Annotated in this window: 12 protein-coding genes; 1 reads left to right on the top strand and 11 read right to left on the bottom strand. The window is 70.6% G+C overall.

Features of this window, described 5'->3' with window-relative positions:
- Window positions 1-9: 9 nt before the first annotated feature.
- The 6 genes from ACSYGN_RS02645 to ACSYGN_RS02670 all read right to left on the bottom strand — a co-directional run bounded on the left by ACSYGN_RS02645 (window position 10) and on the right by ACSYGN_RS02670 (window position 6086).
- Entirely contained in the window at window positions 10-1377 is a 1368-nt protein-coding gene (locus ACSYGN_RS02645; protein WP_460391372.1) for an MFS transporter, read from the bottom strand.
- 224 nt (window positions 1378-1601) lie between these two features.
- On the bottom strand, window positions 1602-2552 hold the full coding sequence (locus ACSYGN_RS02650) for a sugar kinase (RefSeq protein WP_460391374.1): 951 nt from the start codon (window positions 2550-2552) through the stop codon (window positions 1602-1604).
- Window positions 2553-2748: 196 nt separating this feature from the next.
- Entirely contained in the window at window positions 2749-3420 is a 672-nt protein-coding gene (locus tag ACSYGN_RS02655) for an L-ribulose-5-phosphate 4-epimerase (RefSeq protein WP_460391376.1), read from the bottom strand.
- A gap of 7 nt (window positions 3421-3427) precedes the next feature.
- The gene (locus ACSYGN_RS02660) at window positions 3428-4417 is read right to left on the bottom strand and encodes an L-ribulose-5-phosphate 3-epimerase (protein ID WP_460391378.1); all 990 of its coding nucleotides are present in this window, start codon (window positions 4415-4417) and stop codon (window positions 3428-3430) included.
- On the bottom strand, window positions 4414-5097 hold the full coding sequence (locus ACSYGN_RS02665) for an orotidine 5'-phosphate decarboxylase / HUMPS family protein (protein WP_460391380.1): 684 nt from the start codon (window positions 5095-5097) through the stop codon (window positions 4414-4416). Before ACSYGN_RS02665 ends, ACSYGN_RS02660 begins: the two co-directional genes overlap by 4 nt.
- Window positions 5097-6086, bottom strand: a complete 990-nt coding sequence (locus ACSYGN_RS02670) for a phosphotriesterase family protein (protein ID WP_460391382.1) — start codon at window positions 6084-6086, stop codon at window positions 5097-5099. The genes ACSYGN_RS02665 and ACSYGN_RS02670 overlap by 1 nt, the downstream gene beginning before the upstream one ends.
- A 243-nt stretch (window positions 6087-6329) precedes the next feature.
- Between ACSYGN_RS02670 and ACSYGN_RS02675 the strand changes: the two genes are divergently transcribed.
- Entirely contained in the window at window positions 6330-7319 is a 990-nt protein-coding gene (locus ACSYGN_RS02675; RefSeq protein WP_460391384.1) for a sugar-binding transcriptional regulator, read from the top strand.
- 348 nt (window positions 7320-7667) lie between these two features.
- Here the strand turns inward: ACSYGN_RS02675 and ACSYGN_RS02680 are convergent, their stop codons facing one another.
- The 5 genes from ACSYGN_RS02680 to ACSYGN_RS02700 form a co-directional block, all read right to left on the bottom strand.
- The gene (locus tag ACSYGN_RS02680; protein ID WP_460391386.1) at window positions 7668-8228 is read right to left on the bottom strand and encodes an HXXEE domain-containing protein; all 561 of its coding nucleotides are present in this window, start codon (window positions 8226-8228) and stop codon (window positions 7668-7670) included.
- A 137-nt stretch (window positions 8229-8365) separates the two neighbouring features.
- Window positions 8366-9385 carry a substrate-binding domain-containing protein gene (locus ACSYGN_RS02685; protein ID WP_460391388.1) on the bottom strand — a complete coding sequence of 340 codons (1020 nt, stop codon included), beginning with the start codon at window positions 9383-9385 and terminating at the stop codon, window positions 8366-8368.
- A gap of 76 nt (window positions 9386-9461) precedes the next feature.
- Window positions 9462-11501, bottom strand: a complete 2040-nt coding sequence (locus ACSYGN_RS02690) for an oxidoreductase (RefSeq protein WP_460391390.1) — start codon at window positions 11499-11501, stop codon at window positions 9462-9464.
- Window positions 11502-11688: 187 nt separating this feature from the next.
- On the bottom strand, window positions 11689-12204 hold the full coding sequence (locus tag ACSYGN_RS02695; RefSeq protein ID WP_460391392.1) for a putative immunity protein: 516 nt from the start codon (window positions 12202-12204) through the stop codon (window positions 11689-11691).
- The gene (locus tag ACSYGN_RS02700) at window positions 12201-12815 is read right to left on the bottom strand and encodes a putative immunity protein (RefSeq protein WP_460391394.1); all 615 of its coding nucleotides are present in this window, start codon (window positions 12813-12815) and stop codon (window positions 12201-12203) included. The genes ACSYGN_RS02695 and ACSYGN_RS02700 overlap by 4 nt, the downstream gene beginning before the upstream one ends.
- Between the last annotated feature and the right edge of the window lie 6 nt (window positions 12816-12821).

The raw sequence follows: 12821 nt of genomic DNA on the forward strand, positions 1-12821 counted from the left end.
ACTGCGTGATCACAGCGCTGTTCGGCTCCGTGCCGGTTGCTGCGGCACGCAGACGTCCTCCAGGGCGACCGCCTTGGTTTCCTTGGCGAACAGATAGGTCACGCCGCCGAGGACGAGCAGCACGGCGAACAGGTAGAAGGCGGGGGGCACCGCGTCGCGCGTGACGTTCTGTTTGATCATCGAGCCGCCGACCAGCATGCCCATCAGAGCGGGGCCGAAGACCTTCGCGCTCGCACCGATGCCGTATCCCAGGCCGAGGCCGGTCGAGCGGGCCTCGTTCGGGAACTGCTCGGCACCGAAGGCGTTGAGTATGCCGAAGACGCCGTCACCGAACGTCATGGTGATCATGATGCCCAGGAAGAACACCGTGCCGGTGTCGGCGCGAGCTGCGATCACGGCGCCGACCGCACCGAGCACACCGAAGGTGATCATGACCTTGCGGCGGCCGATGACGTCGGCCAGCCAGGCGGCCAGGAGGCGGCCGATCGTGTCGCCGATGGCGACGTAGGTGAACAGCAGGCCGACGCGGGACGCGCTGTATCCGTAGCCGTCCTTCAGCAGCGTCTGGCCCCAGGACTGGATGGTGAACGAGCCCAGGATGAAACAGAAGGAGCCGATGGCGATGATGGCCAACTGCCTGCGGTACTGCGTGAAGATCACTCGGTAGGTGGCCTTCTCGACGTGGGTGATGGCCGGCAGCGTGCCCACCTCGGACGGGTCGATCTCCATGGCCCATGCGAGCGACTGGCGGGCTTCGTCCCCGCGGCCGTGCGCCTGCAGGAAGCGGGGCGACTCGGGGACCTTCCGCAGCCAGATCAGGAGGAAGACCGGAAGGACTCCGAGAGCGATCAGACCCCGCCAGCCGAGCGGCGTGCCCAGATGTTCCTGGGCCTGGGCGCCCAGCAGCAGGCCGATCGGGATGAAGACCGACGCCAGACCCGCGAGCAGGCCCCGCTGCTTGGCCGGAACGAACTCCTGCACATAGGGGATCGACGATATGTTCAGGCCGCCGACACCGAGGCCGACGCCGATGCGCAGGATCGCCAGCATCCACCAGCCGCGGTCAGGGGTGAAGATCGAGACGGCGGTGAAGGAGACGAAGAGCAGCACGCACCAGAAGAAGGCGTCGCGTCGGCCGATCTTGTCGGCGAGGCGGCCCCACACGACTGCGCCGGCCACGGTGCCGAGACCGGAGCAGGCCAGGATCACGCCGGCCTCGAAGCCGCTGAGGTTCCACGGCTTCACCAGGAGTGACACGACGAAACCGATGAGGAACATGTCGAAGAACTCGGCGATGTTGCCGGTGACGGCGAGACCGATCAGGCTCCGCTGGTGTCCGGTGAGCGGTCTGGTGTCGATCTGCTGAATTGCGCTCACTGGGGAGGCGCTTGACTCATTGTCCATGGCGGATTGCCGTTCTGTGTCTGCGTGCTCAAGCGGGGTGGGCGGGATCGGTTGTGCGGCAGGGGCAACCGAGGACGTGGGGGGATCGGTGAACGGTGAACTGGGGATGGGGACGAGGGGACGAGGGGACGAGGGACGAGGGACGGGGAGAGGGAACAGGGGACGGGGGACGGGGCGGGGACGGCGGATGCGGCGGCTCAGCGCACGATGTCGCCGGTCAGGAGGTCGTTGACGTCCGAGGGGCTCACATGGGTCAGGTCGCCGAAGTGGGTGAGGGCGTAGCCTGCGGCGCGGATGCCGTACCGCACCCCGGCTGCCACATCGCCGTCCAGATAGCCGTGGATGAACGCGCCGATGAAGGCGTCACCGGCACCGGGGCGGTCCTTGATCTGCACGGGGAGCGCGGGCTCGTGGACGGCCTTGCCGTCGTGGACGCAGTGCGCGCCGCGTTCGCCGTCGGTGGTCACCACGGTGCGTACTCCGTACGTCTCGGCGAGGCGCTCGCAGGCGGCTTCCGCCGAATCCTCGATGCCGAAGACCGCGGCGGCATCCCGTCGGCTGCAGAAGAGCAGGTCGACGTCGCCCATCAGGGGCTCGAAGACCTCCCTCGCCTCCTGCGGCGACCACAGCAGCTTGCGGTGGTTGATGTCCACCGCGACGCGGACACCCGCCTCGGAGCCTGCGCGGATGGAGCGTTCCACGGCTCGGCGGGTGGCCGGTGACAGGGCGGCCGTGATGCCGGTGACGAAGATCACCCGGGTGTCCAGCAGCAGGTCCCAGTCGAGCTGGTCGACGTCGACCTCGCGGAACGGCGTGTGCAGGCGGTCGTAGGTGACCACGCTGGACATCGGCGCCTCAGCCGGTTCGAAGTAGTACGTGGCCACGCGGCCCTCGGGGGTCTGGACGACGGCGGACAGATCGACGCCGACACCGCGGTACGAGCTGAGCACGCGTTCGGCCAGGTCCGTCCGGGGAAGTACGGTGGCCCACGCCGTGGACCGGCCGAGCTGGGCCAGCATGCCGGCGACGTTCGCCTCGGACCCGGCGGCGTTCATCCGGACCCTCTTGGAGGTGGCCAGCCGGTCCCCGGCGGCCACCGTGAACCGGATCTGTCCCTCGCCGATCGTGGTCAAATCAAATCTGGTCATGGGTCTCAGGGGCGGTGACCCCGGTTCGTCCCCTACCGGGGGGCCGGCCCCTGCCTCCTCTCTGCCGGGGGTTGCACGCAGCTTGGGACGAGTGGATCAGGCCGCGGGCCGGCGCAGAAGGCCCGGCGACGCTGCCGGAGGGTGATTTGGGTCCTGAATGTCAGGACTGGGTGTCAGGACTGGGTGTCAGGACTGGTCAGGACTGGATGCCGGTGCTGGCCGCGGCTGTGCCGTACCGGCTGTGGTAGCGCAGGTAATTGGCGGCTACTTCATCGGGCGGCAGCACCTCCGGGGTGCCGAGCCGCTCGGCGATGGCGACCGTGCGGGCGGCGTCCTCGGCCATCACCGCCGACTTGAGCGCGTCGCGCACCGAAGAACCGATGGTGAAGACACCGTGCTGGCGCATCAGGATCGCCGTCGACGTGCCGATCGACCTCAGGATCTCGACCCCGATCTCCACACCGCCGATCGACGCATACGCCCCGCAGGGGATGTCGCCGCCGAACTCGTCGGCGATCGCGGTGAGACAGGCCGGGACGGGACGTCCGACGGCGGCGAACGCCGTCGCGTAGGTGGAGTGCGTGTGGACCATGCCCCGCACATCGTCGCGGTGCCGGTACACGTGCAGATGGGTGGCGGTGTCCGAGGACGGTCCGAGGTCGCCGTCGACGACACGGCCGTCCAGATCGAGGACGACGACATCGCGCGGGGTCAGTTCCTCGAAGCCGCGACCGGACGGCTTGATGGCGACCAGGCCGCTCGCCGGGTCGCGGCCCGACACATTTCCGCTGGTCCAGGCCACAAGGCCCAGGTGAGGGAGGTCGCGGTTGGCCGTACAGACCTCCTCGCGCAGCTCTTCGAGCAGCATGGCGCTTTTACCTCTTTCCTTTCTTGCCTTGTTTCTCGGGTGCCTCGGATGCCTCGGGCGCCTCGGGTTTCACCGGTGTCTCCGGTGTCTCCGGTGTCAGTGCCCCCGTGGTGTGCTCCCCGGCCGGGCCGGCTTCGTCGGCCGCCCGGGCGACCAGCCCGTCCAGGTACCGGCGTGCCTCCTGGCAGCGCTCCCGCCAGTCGGGGGCGTCGTCGTTCCACATCTCCACCAGCAGGCTTCCGGCGTAGCCCTGCCGCGCGAGCTCGCGCATGGCCGCGCCGAGCGGGGCGATTCCGCCGCCGAACGGGACGCGCCGTGGTTCGCCCACCCGTACGTCCTTGACGTGGAAGCCCAGGGCCCGGCCCTCGGCCAGCCTCAGCTCGGCCACCACGTCGAGCTGGTTCTCGGCGAGATTGCCGATGTCCGGGTAGAGCTGGAGCCACGGGCAGTCGATCTCGCGGACCACTTCGAGAGCCCGGGAAACGGAGTTGATGTCCGGCCCGTCGACGTTCTCGATGCCCAGGCTGACGCCGAGGCCGGCCGCCCAGTCGGTCCCCTGGGCCACCGCGTCGACGTAGCGGGCCCGGGAATCCGGCCGGTGCGGTTCGTAGTACACGTAGTACCCGGCGAGCTGCACCACGCGGACGCCCAGGTCGACGGCGAGTTGCAGGGCGTCCCGCAGGATGTCCCGCGCCTTGCCGCGCACCTGCGGGTCGGCGCTGCCGAGTGCGAACCGCCGGTGGGCGCTCAGGCAGATCGTGGGGACACGGATTCCGGTGTCCTGGGTGGCGGCCCGGAAGGCGCGGCGCTGCTGCGGTGTCCAGCGCAGCCGTGCCAGCCGCTCGTCGCTCTCGTCGATGGAGATCTCTACGAACTCGTAGCCCGCGGCTGCCGCGTCGGCCAGGGTTTCCGGCCAGGGGCGCCCCGCCGGCAGGGCCTTCTCGTAGATCCCCACCGGGTTGACCGCGACCCGGGGGTCCGCCAGCAGCGTGCTCATGGCCAGTTCCTCCGCAGCGCGTCCGCCAGCTCGGCCGCCGCCTTCTCCGGGTCGGCCGCCTGGACGATGGCCCGTCCGGCGATGACGATCCCGACCGGCCGGCCGGCGAAGACCTCCAGCTCAGCGGCGGTGACCCCGCCGGTCACGGTGACCACGAAGCCGAGGTCGGCCAGGAGCGACACGTTGTCGAGGTCGGCCGGTCCCCAGGCGGGCAGGCCGTCGCGCTCGGCGTCGCGGCTGCGGTGGGTGATGGCGTGGGTGACCCCGGCCGCCCGCCATGCCCGCGCCTGCTCCGGCGTCCATGTGTCGTTCAGCTCGATCTGGACCTCGCCGCCGTGCCGGGCGGCCTCGGCGACGACCGCCTCGACGGTCGTCATGCTCGCCCCGGCGACCACGCTGACCCAGTCGGCCCCGGCCTCGAAGGCCATCCGGGAGATGACCGCGCCGGCTTCTGCGATGCGCACATCCGCGAGGACCGGACGGTCCGGGAAGAGCGCCTTGATCTCCCGTACGGCGCGCATGCCCTCGCTCAGGCACAGGATCGTTCCGACCTCGATGACGTCGATGTGCTGTGCGGCCTGCTGGAGCGGGCGCAGGGCGCTGGGCAGGTCGAAGGTGTCCAGAGCGATCTGCAGCCGGGGGCGGGTGCCCTTCGCGTTGCCCTCCGCGTTCGTACTCATCACGCGCGGCCTTCACCGAACGCGAAGAACTGCCGGGCGTTGTTCACCAGCAGGTCCTGCACGTAGTCCTTGTCGAACCCTTCGTCCAGCAGCCGGGGCGCGAAGACGGCAGGGTCGAAGTCGACGCCCGTGGTGGCGCCGTAGGACTTCTGGTAGCTGCGCTTGCCCGAGTCCGTGCCGAGCAGGATCTGCCGGCCGTGGCCGAGCCGCTCCAGTTCCCTGACCAGCATCACGCGGCTGGCGTCGGGCAGGTACTTGATGCGCGAGGTCCCGTCCAGTTCGAGGTAGCAGCCCATCTTCGCGATCTGCGCCAGGTACCAGACGTCGGCGTTGCGCTGCACATGGCCGATGGCGACCTTCGCCGGGTCGACGCCCAGCTCGACGAACGCCTTCGCCTGCTCGAGAGCGGCGGTTCCCGCGCTGGTGTGCGTGTTGATCGGGCAGCCCGTCTCCTTCGACGCGATCGCGGCCGCTTCGAGCGTCTTGCGTTCCCAGTCGGTGATCTTGCCGTAGGCGGACGCGAACTTGATCACGCCGGCACGGTGGCCGGTGCGCTCGACGACGGGCCCGCAGTAGTCGTGCCGGTCGACGCCCTCGACGATGTCGGCGATGATCAGGTCGGCGATACGGTTGACCGTGTACCGGGTGACCCAGTGGTTGCGTGTCTCCAGGTACACCTTCTCCTGGTGGAAACCGGTCGCCACGATGATCTGGAGCCCGTCGACGCGGGACTGCACCTCGGCCAGCTTCTCCACATCGCGGCCGCAGTTCGCCGGGCACATGTCGACCACGGTCCCGCTGCCGGCCCAGTTGCGGGCGGCGTCGACGAAGTACTCCGCCTCCTGTACCGCCTTGTCGACGTCGTCGAGCAGGTGGTCGGGGTCCAGATAGACCTCGCCGGCTCCGGTGCGGATCAGATGGTCGTGCGCGTTCACGACACCGAGGGTGCTGGGGTCGACGTCCCCGGTGATCGTGCGGGCGAAAGGCATAGGGCGCTCCTCTCAACGAGCCACCGCACCGTGCGGCGGCAGTGAAGGCCCGCTCTGTTGGCGCAATCTGTGCCCGAGCGGCAGTACGCAAGCTAGGAGTCCCGGCACCGGGCAACAACCGGGCTGTGCACATATGTTCACGACCACCGCTGTCAGGCCAGGACACTGACGTGGCTCTGACGTTGCTTTTCTCAGGCACCTACTGTTGATAGCGGCCCCGGGGACCGTCTAGGATGCACAATTGTGCAGAGTGAGATAGGTGAGCAAGGCTGGCGGGAGAGCGGCGCGGAAGCCGACCGGCAGCGTGTGGCCCTGTTGCTCAAAGTGGCCAGAATGTACTACGAGGCCAACGCCACCCAGGCCGAGATCGCCAAGGAGCTGGGCTGGTCGCGCCCCACGGTCTCCCGAATGCTGCGCGAATGCCGCGAGCTGGGGATCGTCAGGATCGAGGTGGGCCATGTCCTGGAGCGCGCCGGGTACCTCGAAGAGCGCCTGATGGAGAAGTTCTCGCTGTCGGCGGTCCGGGTGGTGGGCGCGCGGTCGAGCGCCGCCCTCATGGAGCAGACCGGCCGGGTGGCGGCCTCGTATCTCTCCTCTGTGCTGCGCGACGACATGGTGATCGGGGTGTCCAACGGCCGGTCGCTGGCTGCGCTGGTGTCGCAGATGCCGCACAGCCGCCACTTCGGCACCTGCGTCGCCCAGATCATCGGCTCGCTCGGCCCGGACAACCCGATGATCGACGGCCCCACGATCTGCCGCCGCCTGGCGAACGCGATCGGCGGCACGTACCGGGCGCTGCCCGCGCCCCTCATCGTCGGCGACGCCAGCACCTGCGCCGCCCTGCAGCGCGAGAGGGTCATCTCGGCGACGCTGACGATGGGGACCGCGGCCGACATCGCCGTCGTCGGCATCGGCACCACGGCCTCCCCCGACTCGGGGCACATCTTCGAGGGCTGGATCAGCGACGAGGACGCCCGCCGGATCCGCAAGAGCGGCGCCGTCGGCCACCTGTGCGCCCAGTTCTACGACGCTGCCGGCCAGATCGTCCCGACCGAGTTCAGCGACCGCACCATCGGCATCGGCGCGGCCGCGCTACGGAACATCCCCCTGGTCATCGCCGTGGCGCCGGGCCGCGAGCGGGCCCGGGCGATCCTGGGCGCACTGCGCGGCGGCTACCTGGACGTCCTGGTGACCGACGAACACACGGCGGGCGCGGTCCTCGACCTCGCATGAGGGCGCGGCCGTATGCGCCGGTGCCGCCACGCCGCGGTACGCGGACGAGGCGCCGTGCACACCTGAGCCGCCATGCCGCCCCGCCGCCGTGCGTACCTTGCCGCCGACCGACTGGCGGAAGCCGTTGTCGCCCGGCCCGGGCGGCCCTGCCCGCGCTCGGTCAGGGTCGCGGTGTCCGGCGGGGCTAGGGCGTATCTGACAATTCCCGCCCGGCGCGCGACGCCTGGCACGGCACCTCGCCGCGTTGTCGGATCACCCGAGTACGTCCAGTACGCGGGCGATCCTCCGCCTTGCGATGCACCGCACCAGACGCCGCGCGCTGATCCGACGCGAATTGTCAGAAACGCCCTAGTGGCCGTCCGGCACCTCGCCGGGTCGGCCCCGCAACAGCCTGCGCGCCGCCATGTGTGCGGCGACCGTCGCCGCGCCGGCGACGGCGAGGCCGAGGGCCGCGTCCCGAGGCCGCCTGGGACGCAGCACGCCGGCGCGGCGCAACCGGCCACGCGCCCAGAGGGTGAACGGCACCACGAGAACGGTCGAGGTGGCGGAACCGGGGGTGTAGCCGCGGATGGCGGCCGCCTGGGCCAGGTGGACAAGGCCGTGGAGGCCGAAGGCGTCGAGTGCGGTCTGGTAGACGGCGTTGCGGCCACCGCTGAGATGCCCGGCACCGGCCGCGCCCGCGACGATCACCGCCATCACCCCTACGGCCACGGTGAATTCACGGGCGTCGAGATCCTCGGCCCGCCGCCAGACGCGTTCGGGGACGACGGGGAAACGCTCTCGCAGTTCGGGGAGGTTCCGCCGCAGCCACCAGGGCACGGTCGCCAGTTCCTCGGCGTCGTGCAGGGCCCAGGCGGCAAGTAGACCCAAGGTGACGGCGGCGTCCACCTGTCCGTGCTCTTGCTCCATCGTCCTCCCCTGTTCGCTCACTCCAGCGGATCCTCCAGCGCCACATGCCGCACCCCGGCCACGCCCTGGAGCGTGACATCGCTGCGCTGCATGCCGAGAGCCTAAACGGCCGCCACGGGGGCGGCCGTTCCCGCGGGTCAGGCGGACGCGCGGGGGACGATCCGGGCGGTCGGCTCGTCGGCGGTGGGCGCGGTGGTGTCGGGGGTGTCGGCCGGGGCTGCGGTGCCGCGGCGCACCGCGGCGTGCGCCCTGGCCGCGAGGTCGCGTGACTGACTGGCGAGGTTGAGCCGCACCGAGGTGAGGGGCGGGTGGGCGAAAGGCGCCGCGCTGGAGTCGTCTACGCCGACGACGCCCACGCGGCCGGGCACGTCGACGCCGGCGCCGTCCAGGGCGGCGAGCAGTTCCAGAGCGGTCAGGTCGTCGAAGGCGCACACGCCGGTGCGGCGCGGGTCGTCCGCCCAGGCGCGCACCAGCGCGGCGAGCGCCTCGGCGTCGGCGTAGACCACCCGTTCCACCGGCAGTCCACCGGCGCCGGTCAGCACCCCGGTGTGCCGGCCGTCGGCCCGCCCGGGGTGCCCGACGTCGGTCGGCTGCACGTACACCAGCCGCTCGAAACCGCGCTCGCGGAGGTGGCTCGCCTGCAGTGCGCCCATCGCCTGCTGGGTCAGCGGCAGCGAGTGCGGGTGGCCGGGGTAGTCGAGCAGGTAGCCGTGCACGTACGGGATCCGCAGGGTGCGCAGCCGGGCCTCCTCCGCCGGTTCGACGGGCGCCAGGGAGATCACCGCCGCGGGAGAGGCGGCGGCCAGCAGGTCGCGCAGCGAGGAGGTCGTCGTCACATGGGTGACGGTGACGTACCCGAGGGCGTGGAGCTCGGCGGCGGTGCGCTGCACGAAGTCCGACAGTGCCTCGGTGGTGGCCCAGGGCGGCACCAGGCACAGCACCAGGCGCGAGCGCCCGGAGCGCAGGGTGCGCGCGGCCGCGGACGGCACGTAGCCCAGGCGCTCGGCCGCGGCGAGGACCGCGCGCCGGGTCGGCTCGGAGATCGTCTGCGAGGGGGTGTCGTTGAGGACGAAACCGACCGTGGCCCGGGACACGCCTGCGGCGTCGGCGACGTCCTGGGCCGTCGGCCGTCGTTGAGGGGCGTTGTGCGTGGCCATGTGTTACCTCCGCCGTGGAGCGTAGGGCACGCGCGCGGCCCCTGTCGGGATCAGATGTCCGGATCAGATGTCGGGATCAGACGGCAGTGGCGACCTCGAAGGCGTCCCAGATCGCGTACATGATGTTCGAAACGCTGCGGGCGTCGCCCAGCACGTGCGACGGGACGGGTGACCGGCGCAGCACCTCGCGCAGGTCGGCGTTCGAGCGGTAGCCGATGGCGGTCACCACGATGTCCGCGGCCACGGTCTGCTCGGCGCCGCCGGCCGTGACCACCAGGCCGTCGGCCGTGGTGTGCCGGGCCAGGGCGTCGGTCACGACGTCGATCCCGCGGTACGGCACCAGGTCGTGCAGCATGTCGTGGTTGGCGTGGCAGATCGGGCCGGAGACCGCCAGCAGGTCCTCCCCCGCCTCGACGATCGTCACCCGGGTGCTCGGGTCGAGCTCCTTGAGGTGCAGGGCGAGTTCGCAGCCGGTCAGCCCTCCGCCGACGACCGCCACTGTCTTGCCGAGCAGGTCCTTCGGGTCCATGAGGGCGTCGATCGCCTCGATGACCGGGACGGCGTCGCCGAGGTCGAGGGAGCGCGGCCGGGACCCGGTGGCGACCAGGACGTGGTCGGCGGCGGTGTCGGTGATCGTCTGCTCGGTGACGAACGAGCCGAGGTGCACCGGGACCCCGAGCTCGGCGAGCTGGCCCTCGTACCAGCGGATCAGGTCGAGGTCGTCCTCCTTGAAGGACGGCTGCCCACCGGCGACCACGACGCCCCCGAGCCGGTCGGACGACTCGTGGATCTCCGGCTGGTGGCCGCGCAGGGCGAGAACCCGGGCGGCCTCCATGCCGGCCATGCCGCCGCCGACGATCAGGACCTTCTTGGGGCGCAGGGCCGGGCGGATCCTGTCGTCCGACTCCCGGCCGGCCTCGGGGTTCACCGCGCAGTTGATCGCGGTGTACTTCTGGATCCGGCCCATGCAGCCTTCCTGGCAGGAGATGCACGGGCGGATCTGCTCCGGCCGGCCGGCGCGGAGCTTGTTCACGTAGTCGGGGTCGGCGAGCAGCGGGCGGCCGAGGCTGATGATGTCGGCGAAGCCCTCGGTGACCGCGCGGGTGGCGCGGTCGGGGTCGTCCATGCGGCCGGCCAGGATCAGCGGGACGTCGGGCAGCGCGTCCTTCACCGGCTTGGCGTAGGGCATGTACAGGCCCTTCTCCTGGTACATCGGCGGGTGCGACCAGTACCAGGAGTCGTAGGAGCCGACGTCGAGGTCGAGGGCGTCGTAGCCCCAGTCGGTCAGCAGCCGCGCCGCCTCCATGCCCTCGGGCATGTCGCGGCCCATCTCGGTGAACTCCTCGCCGGGCATCGCGCCGACGCGCCAGTCCTTGATCATCGACTTCGGGGAGAACCGGAGCGTGACCGGGAAGTCGTCGCCGCAGCGGGTCTTGATCTCTTCGAGGATCTCCTTCGCGAACCGCAGCCGGTTCTCCAGCGAGCCGCCGTAGGCGTCGGTGCGCTGGTTGAACATCGCGATGGCGAACTGGTCGAGCAGGTAGCCCTCGTGCACGGCGTGGATCTGCACCCCGTCGAAGCCGGCCTTCTGCGCGTTGGCCGCCCCCTTGCCGAAGTTCTCGACGGTCTTGCGGATCTCCTCGACCGTCATCTCGCGGCAGGTCAGGTCGGTCCAGCGGTGCGGGATCGCCGAGGGTGCCACGGGAAGTTGTCCGGCGGGCAGGAAGTTAGGCATGATCACGCGGCCGAAGCCTGCGGACATCTGCAGCATGATCGCCGCGTCGTAGGCGTGCACCCGCTCGGTCATCTCCCGGGAGGTGCGGACGAAGTGACCAGGGTTCAGCACGGAGGACGCGCAGTTGGGCTGCGGAACCCACTCGGCGGGGTTCTCCACGAACGTCACGCCGGTGTGGATCAGGCCCACGCCGCCGCGGGCGCGCGCCACGTAGTACTCGATGCCGCGTGCGTTCCACCCGCCCTCGGAGTCGGCGAAGCCCAGCGGGCCCATCGGGGCCATGGCGAAACGGTTCTTCAGAGTCAGACGGCCGATCGAGGTCGGCTCGAAGAGAACGTCGTGCGCGCGGGCGCGCAGGTGCGGAAAGGCGAGATCGGTCATGGCGACGATGGGGCTCTCTCGGCGTGGCCTCTGCGTGCGGAGGCCCTCAGCTCCTAACGTAGCCCACTTTCACTAGCACGTGATAGTGACGCGATGTGGCCCTCGCCACCGTGATCGCACATCCCGGATGAACACCCCGCGCCCTGCCGGGTGGCAGGGCGAGTCGTGAGGGCGGCAAGGTTCGGCTTCAGCAGTCGAACACCGACCAGCAGATGTCGTTGCGCATCCTCTGGTCGTCGAGTACGAGTTCGCGGATCGCCTCCGGAAGCTGATCGCGCTGCCACTGGCACTCGAGTCGCCCTGCGGCCTCGCTGCGGCCTTCCGGTGCCGCTGCGCGTGCCGCCTTGATCGCGTAGGCGGCCGCCCCGAGTTCGTGCGCGGCGACGTGGGCGACCACCCCGGCCTGGCCGGCGGCGTACGCGGCATGCCGTGCCGCCCCGCGCAGATCTCTGGCCGCCCCCATCGCATGGCCGCCCGCCGCGCGGGCCTGCATCATCTTGACCTCACCACGTACCCAGGCCCGCGCGTGCTCGATCGCCTGGCGCGGTCGCGGGTCCGCAGGCCGCGCCGTCTCGAAGAGGTGCAGGACGTGCTCCGCGCACAAGGCAGCCCATAGGGCAAGGAGCCGGTGATCTGCATCGGTGAGCGTCCCACCACGGCGGATCGTCACAACGCGGGGGTCACGGACCTTTGGGAGGATCATGATGTGCGCTCCTTCCCGAGCATGTTGGCGCGACTGCCTGCGGTGTGCCCTGTCGACCGGTCGGCCGCCCGGCGCAGGGAATGATCCAGAGCGCTCATCAGCAGCGCGACACGACTGCTGCCGCTCGGCACGGGCGGGTAGCGGCGGAGCACATCGACGAGCTCCGGTGTCGCGCGCCGCCGCGACCGTTCCAGCAGGGCATCCCCGAGGGCGGGGTCACCACCCGCCGCCATCTCCCCGATACGCGCGGCGCTCGCGGAGGCTCGCAGGATATGGCCGACCTGACTGGCCCGGGCGATGGGATGCAGGTATGCAGCCGACGCGGCGTCACCCGCGGACCGCGCGGCCAGTCGCGCAGCCTCGGAGGGCGCCGACCGAGCGGCTCGATGCGCTTCGAGGGACGTGACGCGCTGCAACTTCGTCCTGTTCGCGCCGTTGATGAACGCCCAGGCCGCGTCGATCGCGGCACGAGGGCGCGGATCATCGGGAACAGCCTGCTCGAAGACCGGCAGGACGTCCTCTGCGTGCCGGACCACGTACCGCGCCACGAGGCGCAGTTCGTCCATCGTCAGGTCGAAGTCTCCGGACACGGTGTGCGTGCTCTGTGCCATGTTCCT

Source organism: Streptomyces sp. YIM S03343, assembly GCF_054729195.1.

Coding starts and splice junctions, on each gene's coding strand:
- ACSYGN_RS02665 (WP_460391380.1), bottom strand. CDS start 5,097: ATGAGTACGAACGCGGAGGGCAACGCGAAGGGCACCCGCCCCCGGCTG.
- ACSYGN_RS02700 (WP_460391394.1), bottom strand. CDS start 12,815: ATGGCACAGAGCACGCACACCGTGTCCGGAGACTTCGACCTGACGATG.
- ACSYGN_RS02650 (WP_460391374.1), bottom strand. CDS start 2,552: ATGACCAGATTTGATTTGACCACGATCGGCGAGGGACAGATCCGGTTC.
- ACSYGN_RS02680 (WP_460391386.1), bottom strand. CDS start 8,228: ATGGAGCAAGAGCACGGACAGGTGGACGCCGCCGTCACCTTGGGTCTA.
- ACSYGN_RS02695 (WP_460391392.1), bottom strand. CDS start 12,204: ATGATCCTCCCAAAGGTCCGTGACCCCCGCGTTGTGACGATCCGCCGT.
- ACSYGN_RS02655 (WP_460391376.1), bottom strand. CDS start 3,420: ATGCTGCTCGAAGAGCTGCGCGAGGAGGTCTGTACGGCCAACCGCGAC.
- ACSYGN_RS02670 (WP_460391382.1), bottom strand. CDS start 6,086: ATGCCTTTCGCCCGCACGATCACCGGGGACGTCGACCCCAGCACCCTC.
- ACSYGN_RS02685 (WP_460391388.1), bottom strand. CDS start 9,385: ATGGCCACGCACAACGCCCCTCAACGACGGCCGACGGCCCAGGACGTC.
- ACSYGN_RS02660 (WP_460391378.1), bottom strand. CDS start 4,417: ATGAGCACGCTGCTGGCGGACCCCCGGGTCGCGGTCAACCCGGTGGGG.
- ACSYGN_RS02690 (WP_460391390.1), bottom strand. CDS start 11,501: ATGACCGATCTCGCCTTTCCGCACCTGCGCGCCCGCGCGCACGACGTT.